The organism is Staphylococcus sp. 191 (assembly GCF_011174885.1).
GTDB lineage: Bacteria > Bacillota > Bacilli > Staphylococcales > Staphylococcaceae > Staphylococcus > Staphylococcus coagulans.
The window spans coordinates 393445-406750 of the sequence record NZ_PNRJ01000001.1 but is presented as its reverse complement, the minus strand read 5'-3'; the positions used below and the strand labels follow the sequence as shown (position 1 = coordinate 406750).

General features: G+C 35.0%; 15 protein-coding genes. 11 read left to right on the top strand and 4 right to left on the bottom strand.

Annotated features, from left to right (window positions below; all coding sequences use genetic code 11):
* The 3 genes from C1H58_RS02015 to C1H58_RS02005 form a co-directional block, all read right to left on the bottom strand.
* Positions 1 to 468 (bottom strand): Gfo/Idh/MocA family protein (locus C1H58_RS02015; RefSeq protein ID WP_165545142.1); only part of this gene is annotated, 468 nt, incomplete at its 3' end.
* Positions 461 to 1273: an HAD-IIB family hydrolase gene (locus C1H58_RS02010; protein WP_165545141.1), complete on the bottom strand. Its 813-nt coding sequence runs from the start codon at positions 1271 to 1273 to the stop codon at positions 461 to 463. The genes C1H58_RS02015 and C1H58_RS02010, both read right to left, overlap by 8 nt.
* Positions 1270 to 2181, bottom strand: coding sequence for a DegT/DnrJ/EryC1/StrS family aminotransferase (locus C1H58_RS02005; protein ID WP_165545140.1), 912 nt, complete (start codon positions 2179 to 2181; stop codon positions 1270 to 1272). The genes C1H58_RS02010 and C1H58_RS02005 overlap by 4 nt, the downstream gene beginning before the upstream one ends.
* 82 nt (positions 2182 to 2263) lie before the next feature.
* Here C1H58_RS02005 and C1H58_RS02000 point away from each other — a divergent pair, with 82 nt between their 5' ends.
* The 6 genes from C1H58_RS02000 (at position 2264) to C1H58_RS01975 (ending at position 8052) form a co-directional block, all read left to right on the top strand.
* A complete protein-coding gene (locus C1H58_RS02000; protein WP_060830351.1) occupies positions 2264 to 3217 on the top strand; it encodes a LacI family DNA-binding transcriptional regulator in 954 nt (317 codons plus the stop codon).
* A gap of 820 nt (positions 3218 to 4037) precedes the next feature.
* The gene (locus C1H58_RS01995; protein WP_016424335.1) at positions 4038 to 4724 is read left to right on the top strand and encodes a 2,3-diphosphoglycerate-dependent phosphoglycerate mutase; all 687 of its coding nucleotides are present in this window, start codon (positions 4038 to 4040) and stop codon (positions 4722 to 4724) included.
* A 242-nt stretch (positions 4725 to 4966) separates the two neighbouring features.
* Entirely contained in the window at positions 4967 to 6328 is a 1362-nt protein-coding gene (locus tag C1H58_RS01990) for an AMP-binding protein (protein WP_242680993.1), read from the top strand.
* On the top strand, positions 6325 to 7467 hold the full coding sequence (locus tag C1H58_RS01985; protein WP_165545139.1) for a thiolase family protein: 1143 nt from the start codon (positions 6325 to 6327) through the stop codon (positions 7465 to 7467). The genes C1H58_RS01990 and C1H58_RS01985 overlap by 4 nt, the downstream gene beginning before the upstream one ends.
* Complete coding sequence (locus C1H58_RS01980; protein ID WP_050331740.1) at positions 7439 to 7798, top strand: hypothetical protein; 360 nt, start codon at positions 7439 to 7441, stop codon at positions 7796 to 7798. The genes C1H58_RS01985 and C1H58_RS01980 overlap by 29 nt, the downstream gene beginning before the upstream one ends.
* Positions 7795 to 8052 carry a hypothetical protein gene (locus tag C1H58_RS01975; protein WP_165545138.1) on the top strand — a complete coding sequence of 86 codons (258 nt, stop codon included), beginning with the start codon at positions 7795 to 7797 and terminating at the stop codon, positions 8050 to 8052. Before C1H58_RS01980 ends, C1H58_RS01975 begins: the two co-directional genes overlap by 4 nt.
* A 208-nt stretch (positions 8053 to 8260) precedes the next feature.
* Here C1H58_RS01975 and thiD read toward each other — a convergent pair whose 3' ends face one another.
* Positions 8261 to 9091 (bottom strand): bifunctional hydroxymethylpyrimidine kinase/phosphomethylpyrimidine kinase, encoded by an 831-nt coding sequence (thiD, locus tag C1H58_RS01970; protein ID WP_165545137.1) that lies wholly within the window; start codon positions 9089 to 9091, stop codon positions 8261 to 8263.
* A 186-nt stretch (positions 9092 to 9277) separates the two neighbouring features.
* Here thiD and C1H58_RS01965 point away from each other — a divergent pair, with 186 nt between their 5' ends.
* The 5 genes from C1H58_RS01965 (at position 9278) to C1H58_RS01945 (ending at position 13188) form a co-directional block, all read left to right on the top strand.
* The gene (locus C1H58_RS01965) at positions 9278 to 9955 is read left to right on the top strand and encodes a uracil-DNA glycosylase (RefSeq protein WP_306669211.1); all 678 of its coding nucleotides are present in this window, start codon (positions 9278 to 9280) and stop codon (positions 9953 to 9955) included.
* Positions 9948 to 10274 (top strand): DUF5327 family protein, encoded by a 327-nt coding sequence (locus C1H58_RS01960; protein ID WP_165545136.1) that lies wholly within the window; start codon positions 9948 to 9950, stop codon positions 10272 to 10274. The genes C1H58_RS01965 and C1H58_RS01960 overlap by 8 nt, the downstream gene beginning before the upstream one ends.
* 15 nt (positions 10275 to 10289) lie before the next feature.
* A complete protein-coding gene (locus tag C1H58_RS01955) occupies positions 10290 to 10652 on the top strand; it encodes a DUF423 domain-containing protein (RefSeq protein WP_050331735.1) in 363 nt (120 codons plus the stop codon).
* 392 nt (positions 10653 to 11044) lie between these two features.
* Entirely contained in the window at positions 11045 to 12496 is a 1452-nt protein-coding gene (locus C1H58_RS01950) for an APC family permease (protein ID WP_165545135.1), read from the top strand.
* Positions 12497 to 12639: 143 nt separating this feature from the next.
* Positions 12640 to 13188, top strand: a complete 549-nt coding sequence (locus tag C1H58_RS01945) for a GNAT family N-acetyltransferase (RefSeq protein ID WP_060830344.1) — start codon at positions 12640 to 12642, stop codon at positions 13186 to 13188.
* The last annotated feature ends 118 nt before the right edge of the window (positions 13189 to 13306 follow it).

The following is a 13306-nucleotide window of genomic DNA, read 5'->3' as shown; positions in this document are numbered from 1 at the left end:
TCTTCGATAAGCACTATTTTTTAAAAATGACATATGAATAGATATTATTTCACCAATTTTATCATTTTCTATTAATGTGATAATTCTTTTAATAACCGCCAGATTTCTATAGTTTAGATTTATACTTTTTATATTATTTGTCTTGTTGTTGTAAGATCTAATTATATTTGACTCAGTAAGGTTAACTGTTAAGGGTTTTTCACATAATACATCACAGTTATAATCTAACGATTTAACTATGTGATCTACATGACAAAAATTAAGGGAACATATTATAACAGTATCTACTTTTGATAACATATCGTGGATGTCTCTATAAGCAGTTGTATTAAAATCTAAGCAGAATTTTTCTAAGTTTGAATCAACTATATCGTGAGCTCCATAAAGGCATACACCTGAGAGGTTATTTATAATTTCAGCGTGTACTTTCGCAATACCCCCCGTACCAATAATTCCGTATTTAATCATATTTCCCTCCTATGAATTCACTGACATGTTTATATATCCCTTTGTAATAAGGATATTTTGTATTTGGAAACTTTTTCTTTATTTCTTCATCCTTGCTGTTAGACATAATAAACGCATGCTTTAAGTAGCTAAGAAATTCTTCGTCATTGCCACTATCACCAAATCCAATAATTGACTTTTTTGAAATGTTATATTTTTTCATTAAAAACTTTGTCGCATATAACTTGCCGGCATTTTTAGGAGTAAAATCTACATCATAGGCATTCTCGGGATCCCCGGCTAACGGGTTGCAACGATTAAATTTGGGCATATAATTTTTTGTTTTAGAATAATCTATGAGATTCTTTAAGATTTTCACGTCCAATTCTGTATTACCTGTAGAATAGAAGTAAAAATTGTACAGGGTTTCGCTTTCTCTAAATACTCTTTGTGGAATAAATTCAACTTTATGTTTTAATGAAATAGTGTTTAATATTTCTAATATATCCTCTAATAAAAAACGTTCTGTTAATACTTCTTCTCTATATTCATCTGATTCAACATATTCATTATTGTTCCATGTAAACATTTTGGAACTTAGGTCAGAGAAAATGTGTTTTGGTTTGTATGACATATCAACTTTTTTCATTTTTTCCAAGACACTATTTATAGTGCTTCCTGTTAATATCGTTGTGATGACACTATTTTTATTTGATATTTTTTCTAGTAACGCTTCCATTTCTTTTAAGTAGTATAAATCGTTGTTATTAGTGTTATGTTTATAATATGTTTCGTCAAAATCGAGTAATATTAAACTTTGGCTCATTTTACTCCCCCCAGTATATTTTTGATTGCATTAATAACATAATCTTGTTCTTCTTCCATCAAACTAGGATATAAAGGCAAACATAACAACTCTTTATGTAATCTTTCCGTGTTTGGAAGCGAAAGATTTGTTTTATAAGAAATTTGTTTATGACTTAGGTATGGATAGTATATTTCAGTTTTCACGCCAACACTTTCAAGTTCAGACTTTACAAAATCTCTCTTATTATTGCCAATTCTGACAGGATATAGATGCCACACTGACTTGTTGTCTAGTGCAGGTAGGATTAAATTTTCAATATTTGATAATTCTTCGTGATATTTTTCTGCAATCTCTTTAACTTTTATCATGTCACAAAATCGATCATATAAATGCACGGGTAGAATAGCTTTTGTTTTTGAAGTGATTCGGTTTTCAATTGATCTATGACAAATAGTGAAATCATCTTTAACATCAGCATAAACTGGAATTGCCCCTATTGATAAAACTGCATTTTCTGTGGCAGCAAAACTATTTGAAGGTAGAATAACTTCGTCGCCATTTTTAACCCCTAGGGCTATCAATCCGATTGTTAAGGCTGAAGTTCCGCTTGATAACGCTATCACATGGTTAATAGATAAATATTCAACTAGATATTGTTCAAATTCATAAATGTATTTACCACTTGTATATTTACCGGTTGGCAAAAAATTTTTTAATGCTTTTATGATTCTTTCTGACTCATCTTCCCTTATTAAACGATCTACCGGCATAAATTCTACTTTTTGAATGGGCTTATTAGATAAATTTTTGGGTTTTTCAATAACCAATTTACTGGAAAGATATTTATTAGCATAAATTTCATTATAACTTTTTAATTTTTGAATGTTTTTACGAAATTTAAAAATACTATTTGATTTTAAATCCATAGAAGCACCGCCTTATTTGTGATAAACTCATATTAAATTGTGGGAACATTCCCATGTCAATATAATTTTTGAGGGGGATTTGATGAATATTTTTGACGTGGCAAAAGCGTGCAATGTCTCAAAATCTACAGTATCTAGAGTGTTAAATAATCATCCATACGTTAATGAAGAAAAAAGAAATAGAGTATGGCAATATATAAAAGAAAATAATTACGTCCCTAATAATATTGCTATATATTTTAGAAATAGGACGACAAAGTCTGTAGCCATATCGATTCCTTATATCGATCATCCATTTTTTTCTAAAATATCATATGAATTAACCAAAAATTTTAATGAAAAAGGTTATAAATCGTTTATTCATCAAACATTTTGCTCACCAAGCAAAGAAGAAGAAGTACTAATGTCGTTAGAAAAAAACGAAATTGATGCAGTTGTTCTGTGTTCTATAGAAAATAGCGCCGATGTCATCGAAGAGTATTCTAAGAGTGGATTAATTATTTCTTGTAATGATACAAACCAAACTAAAAGTGTATCTAATTTTCATTTTGACGAGTATAATATCGCGAAAGCAGCTACCGAATATTTATTGGAAAAAGGAATAAAAAATATAGCAATATGTATTGATAATCCTTTTAATGGCGCTCAAAAGTTAAGATTAGATGGATATAAAAAAGCGCTCTCAAAAAATAAAATCTCTTTTAGAAAAGATTATCTATTTTCTTCAGCATTTACAATCAATGATGGCATCAAAATAGGGATGAAAATTAGAGAAAAGTATAAAGATATTCAGGGTGTATACACTGGAAATGATTTCGTTTCAGCAGGAGTAAAAAAAGTATTAGGAGATGAGATATTTCTAATAGGCACAGACAATCATGACATATGTAAAATCACCAGCCCCCAATTACCTAGTATATCTTTGCCTATAGAAAATATGGCTAAAGATATATGCAACCATATGATTGAACGGTTAACAAAAAATAATAATGAAGTAATGAACAAGATATATTCATATGAAATTGTAAGTGCATAAAATATAAAGCATGGATAAACTGTATATATTTATAAAGTTTATTATAAGCGTTAAGAATTGTGAATATGTATAAAGGGGGCTCCGCACACATGAATTTTCGTATTGGTACTAATAAAATTCCCATAGATTTAGTTGAAGATTTTATTTAGTGGAAAGCAAAAAGTAATAGATTTCGTTGTACAAGCAGACATAAACTAATGAAATATATCTACTAGATATAAAAGTGTTAATAAAATTATAAACGAAGCGCATTGACCTAAATATCTATAGTTTGATAATTCATATATCCAAGTTATGTATATAATAAATATTGAAACCATCGCAAGCCGCTTGGTGAAGCTTATAATGGATTTTTATGGACTTTGTCCCATTAATTTTCAAATGATTTTGTCAGCTACAAAAAGGAGTTGGTAATATTCTCGTAAGTAGATGGTGTTGCGATATAACTTTTCGACTAAACAAAGTGGTAAATTATACTGAACTTGACCTCTTTTCTTAAATATCGAACAAGATTGTCCAAATGGATGAGACTCTTAAAAACCAACTGAAAAAGAAATTTCACTAGTAACGCTTCAACACAAAGGTAACCTTACAATAATAATTTTGTTCTATTAAACTTGCACAAATAAGTAAGCTAGGAAATGAAACAATATATTCATATTTTATCAAGTGTAAATCATGTAAAAGCATCAAAAAACTTGTTATAATCAATTTATATAATAAAAAATCGCATTTGTTAATACATTGATTAGCACGTGAACGTTTATTTTTGATTAACATTTAATGCGATTGGCGTTCACGTATAGAAAGAAGGTAAAATATGCCAAAACTTATTTTATGTAGACATGGCCAAAGCGTTTGGAATGCTGAAAATTTATTTACAGGATGGGCAGACGTTGATTTATCTGAACAAGGACATAACGAAGCCATAACTTCAGGTAAAAAAATGAAAGAACAAGGAATTAATGTTGATATCGCGTTCACATCATTATTGAAACGTGCCATCAAAACAACATTTCATTTATTAAATGAATCAGATCAACTGTATGTTCCTGTTGTTAAATCATGGCGTTTGAACGAACGCCATTACGGTGGATTGCAAGGATTAAACAAAGATGAAGCGCGTAAACAATTTGGTGAAGATCAAGTACATATTTGGAGACGTTCTTACGATACCCCGCCACCAGCACAAGATGAAGCACAACGCGAAAGTTATTTAAAAGATCGTAAATATGAATTGTTAGATAAACGCGTGATGCCTGAATCTGAAAGTTTAAAAGATACATTGGTACGTGTAATTCCATATTGGAATGATCACATTTCACAAGAATTATTAGCTGGTAAGACAGTTCTTGTATCCGCACATGGTAATTCTTTACGTGCCTTGATTAAATACTTAGAAGGCGTATCTGATGAAGATATTGTCGGTTATGAAATTAAAACAGGTGCACCACTTATTTATGAATTATCAGATGATTTAAAAGTCATTGATAAATATTACTTATAATAATGTTATCGCTATAAAGAATAAGCGACTTAAAAAAAGGCTAGGAGGTATCCTGGTCTTTTTTTTGATATGAAAAAGCACAAATCTTCATTGGTTATCATTTGAATTAAATTTGGGATGATAAGGGATTTCATCATATTGATTCAACATATGTATAATACGGAGATATAGAAGTATCAGTTTCACATATGGATAAAGCAACTACTATGTTAAAATAGGGCAAAAGTATAAAAAGAAGTGTGATGGATTTGGAATTGTTAAAGCGACTTGAAAGATATGCCCAAGAAAGGCCAAAGCATCTCGCGTTATGGATGGAGGATGTCCCCATTACCTACGAAATGTTATGGCAAAATGTACAAGAGGAAAGTGAAACGATAACTGCCGCTATTGCGTTTCAAAAAGTTATGTTGACGCATACGCAAACAGCGAATTTTATTGTCGCTTATTTAGCGGTCTTGATGCGTCAAGGTATACCCTGTGTACTCGGTCCTCAATGGTCGTCGGAACAACGAGATGCGCTCATTAAGTTACATCCTATTCCGTATGTTTGGGGAGATGATGGGTTAGTGTGTACATCTTTTGAAATATCTCATAAGCGATCCGAAAAGCCACAATTATTACATATCGGTTTTACCTCAGGGACAACAGGCTTACCGAAGGGCTTTATGAGAGACTTACCGTCATGGATTGCTTCATTTGAAGTGAATGATAGGTTGCTAGATACTTCAGTACAGATGTATATGGCGCTTGGCCCTTATGCACATTCGTTAACTTTGTATGTCCTGATATACGCGTTGTGGAACGGTAAAACGTTTATAGGACAAGATACATACGATATGGCAAAAGGTTTATCTGACCTTGCAGAACGACAACAGACATGTGCTTTGTTTCTTGTACCTACAATGGTGTATGATGGGATTCATTTGCGACAACATTCGCCTTGGGTTCGTCATATTTTTATTTCAGGAGACAAGTTACCGCCCAGTCGCCATAAACAACTGAAAGCAGTGTTTCCAGAGAGTTCAATTGATGAGTTTTTCGGTACGTCAGAAGCAAGCTTTATCAGTGTTAATCGTAATCAAACGGCACCTCTCGATTCTGTTGGGCATTTGTTTCCAAATGTAGCAGTGACTTTACGCGAACAAGACAAGGCCGGTATAGGACAATTATTTGTGAAAAGCCCGATGACATTTTCAGGCTATGTGGGTGAAGGAAAAGACAATGAATGGATAGCGACAGGGGATTATGCACGAATAGAGGAGGATGTGTTGTATTTACAAGGCCGTGTAAAAGACCGTCTCATCATTGGTGGAAAAAATGTCTATCCTGCAGTCATTGAACAGTACCTTAAACAATGGCCTGAAATTGCAGAGGCCGTCATTGTGCGCCGTCCACACGATAAGCTAGGTGAGTTGGCCGTAGCGCTTTATGTAGGAACTGCAACGTTGGATGTCCATGCGGTGCGACAATGGCTTTCATCACGTGTCTCAAGATACGAAATACCATCAAAATTTATTCGTGTTGCGTCGTTACCACAAACTGCAAGTGGTAAAGTTTCGCGTAAAGATGCGCAAATTTGTTATGAAAGAGGTGATTATCAATGACGAAAGCAGTCATTGTAGCAGCGAAACGGACACCTATTGGCGTTTATGGAGGGTTATTAAAGAGATGGGAACCCGAAGCATTATTAAAACCATTATTTGAGTATTTTGTGGAAAATTTACCGTGTCCGCTCGATGAACTTGATGATGTAATCATTGGAAATATTGTTGGCAAAGGAGGGAATATTGCACGCAAAAGTTTATTAGAAGCGGGCATCGATGTGTCGATTCCTGGACTTACAGTTGATCGACAATGTGGTTCAGGTTTAGAAGCCATTCATTTAGCGTGTCGGTTGATTGAAAGTGGCGCGGGAGATTTTTACATCGCTGGTGGCGTAGAGAGTGTGAGTCGTGCGCCCTGGAAAATGGAAAAACCGACATCATTATATCCTTCCAGTCCCCCAACTTTTTATGAACGCGCACCATTTGCGCCAGAGGGTCAAGATCCGAGTATGATTGAAGCCGCCGACAATGTCGCAAAACAATACCACGTGACAAGAGAAGACCAAGATCGGTTTGCGGTTCAAAGTCATCACCGCACGAGCCAAGCGATAGCGATGGGTGTCATAGAACCTGAAATATTACCGCTTTCTGTAAATGGACAACAGATGCTTCATGATGAAAGTGTAAAGCCGAAAATCCAATATGAACGTATCGCACGTTTAAAACCGCTACGTGAAGGTGGTACGGTAACAGTCGGCAATTGTTGCCTTAAGCATGACGGAGCATGTTTAGTTGTAGTGATGTCTGAACAAAAAGCAGGGCAACTCGGTTTGACACAAGGATTAGCATTTGTTGATTATGCGATGGTCGGTGTTGATCCCAATCTATTAGGGATAGGTCCAGTTCCAGCAGTAAAGCGCATTCTAGAACAGCAACAACTGACAATCGAACAAATTGATGCTGTAGAGTTAAATGAAGCGTTCAGTTCACAAGTGCTTGCATCACAGCGAGAGCTAGACATTCGCAATGATCAACTCAATCGTTTTGGCGGTGCCATTGCGATGGGACACCCTTATAGTGCAAGCGGGGCCATTTTAGTCACTCGATTATTTTATATGATGGATGCGCACAGAACCATTGCTACGATGGGGATTGGAGGCGGTATGGGTAATGCAGCGTTATTTGAACGTTGGGCGTAAAGAAACCCGTTATTTAAATATTGAGCAACAAGCATTAATGGATTATCAAGCGTTATTTGATGACGCTTCAACAACGACAATCCCCTTATTATTTTTTGCGCGCTATTGGTCAAAATTTGAACTGTTTCAACCTTTTATTGGAGAAGCCATTACTTTAGTAGAGACAAATGTAAATCAGCCTCAAGCCATTTTATATGAGGCATCAATAGAAGCAACAATGACTTATATGGCGTATAAAAAGATTAAAGGATTTGAACGCTTTCAATTTGAGCTTGCTTTACCTCATGATAATACAATACAACAGACATTTGTGAAGCGGGTGGGACATTGAAATTTTCATTAGAAGTCATACAAAACTATGTCAATATCGTTAAAGATGATAATCCGATTCATGTGCATATTGTGCCCGGTCAAATGGTGGTGGAAAGGGTCTGGCATGTGTTGAAATGGCAGCCAAAAGTGTATAAAGTAAAATATCAGCAGCCTATACGTGTGGATGAACCATTAGAGATACGTCAAATGGCACACTTAATCCAAGTTGTAGGCGCAAATGAAGAGACTAAATTAACGATTCGCTATATGTGAGAAATTCAGTGTAGAAAAAGCGCGAATGCGGCAATAAAGCGTTATGAGTGGATATGTATATCTTAATCCATGGAAAAAGTTTTAAATAAAGGCAAAGATGATTAGTGGCTTGCTAACTTATACAGTCCGAATCATCTTTGCCGGGGTAGGGCGACGAAATCAAATTGATTTCTGTCTTGCTCTATTAAATGTATTTGTATCTCTACAGTTATACTTCTGTTACTTCAACTTCAATTTGTTCGATACGATTGGCAGCACCGTGATCGACTGGGCCAACAAATTCATTCATTTTCCAACCGTTTTTAATCGCAGAAGCGACGAATGCTTTTGCATTAACGACTGCTTCTTTTGGTGTTTGACCGTTCGCTAAGTTCGCAGTTGTCGCCGCTGCAAAAGTACAGCCTGCACCATGGTTATAACTTTGTTGGAACATATCCGTTGTTAATTGATAGAAAGTTTGACCATCATAGTAAAGGTCATAAGATTTATCTTGATCTAATGCTTTACCGCCTTTGATTACAACATGTTGCGCACCTTGGTCGTAAATGATTTGTGCCGCTTTTTTCATATCTTCAATCGATTTCAATGTACCTAAGCCAGACAATTGGCCCGCTTCAAAAAGGTTAGGTGTTGTTACTGTTGCTTTAGGCAATAAATATTGAATCATTGCTTCAGTATTTCCCGGGTTAAGAACCTCATTTTCCCCTTTGCATACCATCACAGGGTCGACGACAAAATATTTGGCACCTGATTCAGTAAAAGCTTCGCCTGCGCGCTGAATAATTTCTTCTGTGCCGAGCATCCCTGTTTTGACTGCATAAGGTCCAATACTAATCACAGTTTCTAGTTGTTTATTAAAAACATCAAACGGAATCGGTGTGACATCATGAGACCATGTTTCTTTATCCATTGTTACGATTGCAGCTAATGCGACCATGCCATATGTGTCTAGTTCTTGGAAAGTTTTTAAATCTGCTTGCATGCCTGCACCAGCACTCGTATCTGAACCTGCAATTGTTAATACTTTTTTTAAAGCCATAATATACGCACTCCTTTAAATCTAACTTATTGATATTGGACCGACAAAATCCGCATATCAATACGTCTCCATAGTTATTTAGTTACATACTATCTTATCATGGTCACCTATCGTATGCATATGGAATGTTTGAATCTAAAATGAAAGAACACGATTCATGACGAATTATGGTAAAATGTCAACGAGGTGAAAAAGATGGATTGGTCAACAATATTTCATGAAATTACAACAAAACATGACTTTCAGGCTATGCACGATTTTTTAGAAAAAGAATATTCTACGCAAATTGTATATCCAGATAGAAAAAACATTTATCAAGCCTTTGATTTAACGCCTTTTGAAAATGTTAAAGTTGTGATATTAGGACAAGATCCTTATCATGGTCCAAATCAAGCCCATGGGTTAGCTTTTTCTGTACAGCCTAACGCAAAGTTTCCACCATCACTGCGTAATATGTATCAAGAGCTTGCAGATGATATCGGGTGTCAACGAACTTCCCCTCATTTACAAGATTGGGCAAGAGAGGGCGTTCTCTTATTGAACACAGTCTTAACAGTTCGACAAGGACAGGCACACTCACATCGTGATATTGGTTGGGAAGTCTTTACAGATGAAATTATTAAAGCAGTATCTGAAGGTAAAGAAGGTGTTGTTTTTATCCTTTGGGGTAAACCGGCGCAACAAAAAGAACGTTTAATCGATACTACAAAACATCATGTCATCAAGTCGCCCCATCCAAGTCCATTGTCTGCACATCGAGGCTTCTTTGGTTCAAAACCCTATTCAAGAGCAAATCAATATCTAGAATCACAAGGATTAAAGCCAATCCATTGGTGTGAAGGTAAGGAGAAATTCGATGAATAAAGAAAAACTGATTCAATTGTTGGAACAGGAATTAGTGCAAGCGGATGCAGCAACAACAGATGAAGCATTTCATAAACACATTTATGCGATACACACATTGACATCTTTATATGTTGATGAGGAAACACCAAAGTTTTCAAAGCATAAGTTATCAGAAACAAACAAAAATCGTCATACGTCACGTTCATCTGAGGTGACTGACGAAGAAATCAAAATGATGGGCGGTAAGGTGTCCTCGTCTCCACAACAATTAGATTCAAATCAACGCATGGTAACAGATGATGAAGTGGGGAACGGCGCATCTATTTTTGATTTTTAAAGAGGAGGAAATAAAATGAAAGTATTTATCATATTAGGCGCATTAAACGCGTTAATGGCAGTAGGTACAGGTGCATTTGGCGCACATGCATTGGATGGCAAGTTATCAGAGCACTACATGTCAGTATGGGAAAAAGCAACAATGTATCAAATGTATCATGGTTTAGGTTTAATATTGATAGGCATTATTGGCGGTGCTTTACATCTTAATGTGGGCTGGGCCGGTTGGTTAATGTTCATCGGTATCGTATGCTTCAGTGGATCTCTTTATATTTTATCCTTAACGCAAGTGAGTATCCTCGGTGCGATTACTCCAATCGGTGGCGTTCTCTTTGTAATAAGTTGGCTGATGTTAGCTATTGCCGCTTTTAAACTGTAAGTGGGTATGTTTAAAAGTATCAAGTAGAGCAATTCATTTGATGGCAATGTATTATTTAAGTACAGAGCTATTTAGTCATTTTAATATTTATTAAAAGAATAACTTAATCAATTTTATAAAAGCGTTACCTAGAGTGTAATTATTATACATTTAAGGTAACGTTTTTTATTGCTAGATATAAAGATGGGCATTAAATTTGTTTGTCGCAAAAGGATTTGTGCCATGATACGAAATAATGATGCATATTTTTGTAAAAGTTTGACAATAAATAGAGCGCCTTTTTTTATCGCACTTTTTTTAATTTTAAGGTATGATTTATTTTTAATATGCCAAAAATAATTGTTATAAAAATTTATAACAGGGGTATAATAACACTCAGGGGTGAAATGATAATGAATACAAAGAACGGAAAACCTGATCGTGGAGACCTCCAACAAAACTTATCTGAAAAGTTTGTGTGGGCGATTGCTTATGGGTCATGTATAGGATGGGGCTCATTTATTCTTCCGGGGGATTGGATTAAAGCTTCAGGACCGATCGCAGCATCTATTGGTATCTTTATCGGTGCGTTATTAATGATTATTATTGCGGTCAGTTACGGTGCATTAGTAGAGCGATTCCCAGTATCAGGTGGTGGCTTTGCGTTCAGCTTTTTAGGATTTGGACGCTATGTGAGCTTTTTCTCGGCATGGTTTTTAACATTCGGTTACATATGTGTAGTTGCGTTGAATGCGACGGCATTTAGTTTATTAATTAAGTTTTTACTGCCAGATGTTATTGAATTTGGAAAATTATATACCATCGCGGGATGGGACGTCTATATTACTGAAATAATCATTGCTTCATTATTATTGATTATTTTTATGTTGATTGCGATTAAAGGGACGAGTGTCTCAGGATCACTTCAATACTACTTTTGTGTCGCAATGGTTATTGTCGTGGCATTATTATTCGTAGGTTCTTTCTTTGGTTCTAATTTTTCTTTTGATAATTTAAAACCATACAATGGACCTGAATATGGATGGTTTAAAGCGATTATTATGATAGTAGCGGTTGCACCATGGGCTTTTGTTGGTTTTGATAATATTCCACAAACCGCAGAGGAATTTAATTTTTCTCCAAATAAAACATTCAAATTGATTGTTTATAGCTTACTTGCTGCAAGTGTGACTTACATTATGATGATATTATACACAGGTTGGTTAGCAGGGGGAAGCAGTGATCTTTGGTTAACAGGATCTGTAACGCGTGAAGCTTTCGGTACGATTGGCTTAGGTGTATTGACGATTGCAATTGTTATGGGGATTTTTACTGGATTGAATGGTTTCTTATTGAGCGCAAGTCGCTTGCTCTTCTCAATGGGACGTTCAGGCATTATGCCTTCAGTATTTAGTAAATTGCATCATCGATACAAAACGCCGTATGTGGCGATTATTTTCTTAGTAGCGATTACGTTAATTGCACCTTGGTTAGGGCGTACAGCATTAACTTGGATTGTAGATATGTCATCTACAGGTGTTTCTATCGCTTATTTTGTTACTTGTCTATCCGCTGCTAAATTGTTTAGTTTTGATAAAAACAGTCGAACTTATGGTCCAGTTTATAAAATATTTGCTATTGTCGGTTCGGTGATTGCGTTTATTTTCTTAATGTTATTGTTACTTCCTATATCACCAGCTTCATTGTCTTTACCATCTCATATTGCGCTTGGTGGATGGACAATACTTGGACTGATTTTCTTCTTAATTCGTTTACCAAAATTAAAACGTATGGATAAAGATGAGTTAACGCAATTAATTTTAGATACAAAAAAACGTGATGTTGATAAAATGTTAAATGAATAAATAATAACAGTAGAGCAATGTATAACTTTTAAAAATTGATTTAGGAGTTTGCATTGCTCTATTTATTTATGACTATATATTAAAAGAGATTGTAAAGATTTTTGTCTAATGTTATAATTTTCAGAAAAATAAGAGGTGAGTTGATGCATCATTTTAGATTACCTATCGAGGGAGACGTCGCGCTCGTTTATCCTCATATCGCATATGCAGAAGAAATATTGGAAGCCATACAACAAAACAGCGCACATTTAAGTCGCTATTTAAAATGGGTGGACGATATAACAACAGTAGAAGCTGAAAGAAATTTTTTAGAAGGGGTGTTAACACAAGTTGCAAAAGGTGAAGCGTTGCTTTATTTGATTTTTGATGAGGAGCAATTCATCGGAATGATAGATTTACATGCATTTGATAAAGAAACACGAAAAGCAGAGGTAGGCTATTGGCTTGCAGAAGCATATACAAAGCGAGGGATTACGACAAATGCTGTAAAACTATTGTGCGATATTGCATTTGAAGATTTGGCACTCAATAAATTGGAATTACGTGCCAATGTTAACAATAAAGGGAGCAATCGAGTAGCGGAGAAGGTTGGTTTTCGGTGGATAGGGGTAAAATACGAGGATGAGTTTAGCAACCACCAATATGAAGACATAAATTACTATGAACTTTTAAAATCTGATTATTATGGTTGAAAAACGATTCGCGACATTTCAAACACACAACATAAATAAAAAGTTTAAAAATTTCATAAAAAATTAATGAAATTTCAATATTTCTATCCCAAAAAGTTTAAAAACATGTTACATTAGT

Coding starts and splice junctions, on each gene's coding strand:
- C1H58_RS02010 (WP_165545141.1), bottom strand. CDS start 1,273: ATGAGCCAAAGTTTAATATTACTCGATTTTGACGAAACATATTATAAA.
- C1H58_RS02005 (WP_165545140.1), bottom strand. CDS start 2,181: ATGGATTTAAAATCAAATAGTATTTTTAAATTTCGTAAAAACATTCAA.
- C1H58_RS02000 (WP_060830351.1), top strand. CDS start 2,264: ATGAATATTTTTGACGTGGCAAAAGCGTGCAATGTCTCAAAATCTACA.
- C1H58_RS01995 (WP_016424335.1), top strand. CDS start 4,038: ATGCCAAAACTTATTTTATGTAGACATGGCCAAAGCGTTTGGAATGCT.
- C1H58_RS01990 (WP_242680993.1), top strand. CDS start 4,967: ATGGATTTGGAATTGTTAAAGCGACTTGAAAGATATGCCCAAGAAAGG.
- C1H58_RS01985 (WP_165545139.1), top strand. CDS start 6,325: ATGACGAAAGCAGTCATTGTAGCAGCGAAACGGACACCTATTGGCGTT.
- C1H58_RS01980 (WP_050331740.1), top strand. CDS start 7,439: ATGCAGCGTTATTTGAACGTTGGGCGTAAAGAAACCCGTTATTTAAAT.
- thiD (WP_165545137.1), bottom strand. CDS start 9,091: ATGGCTTTAAAAAAAGTATTAACAATTGCAGGTTCAGATACGAGTGCT.
- C1H58_RS01960 (WP_165545136.1), top strand. CDS start 9,948: ATGAATAAAGAAAAACTGATTCAATTGTTGGAACAGGAATTAGTGCAA.
- C1H58_RS01955 (WP_050331735.1), top strand. CDS start 10,290: ATGAAAGTATTTATCATATTAGGCGCATTAAACGCGTTAATGGCAGTA.
- C1H58_RS01950 (WP_165545135.1), top strand. CDS start 11,045: ATGAATACAAAGAACGGAAAACCTGATCGTGGAGACCTCCAACAAAAC.
- C1H58_RS01945 (WP_060830344.1), top strand. CDS start 12,640: ATGCATCATTTTAGATTACCTATCGAGGGAGACGTCGCGCTCGTTTAT.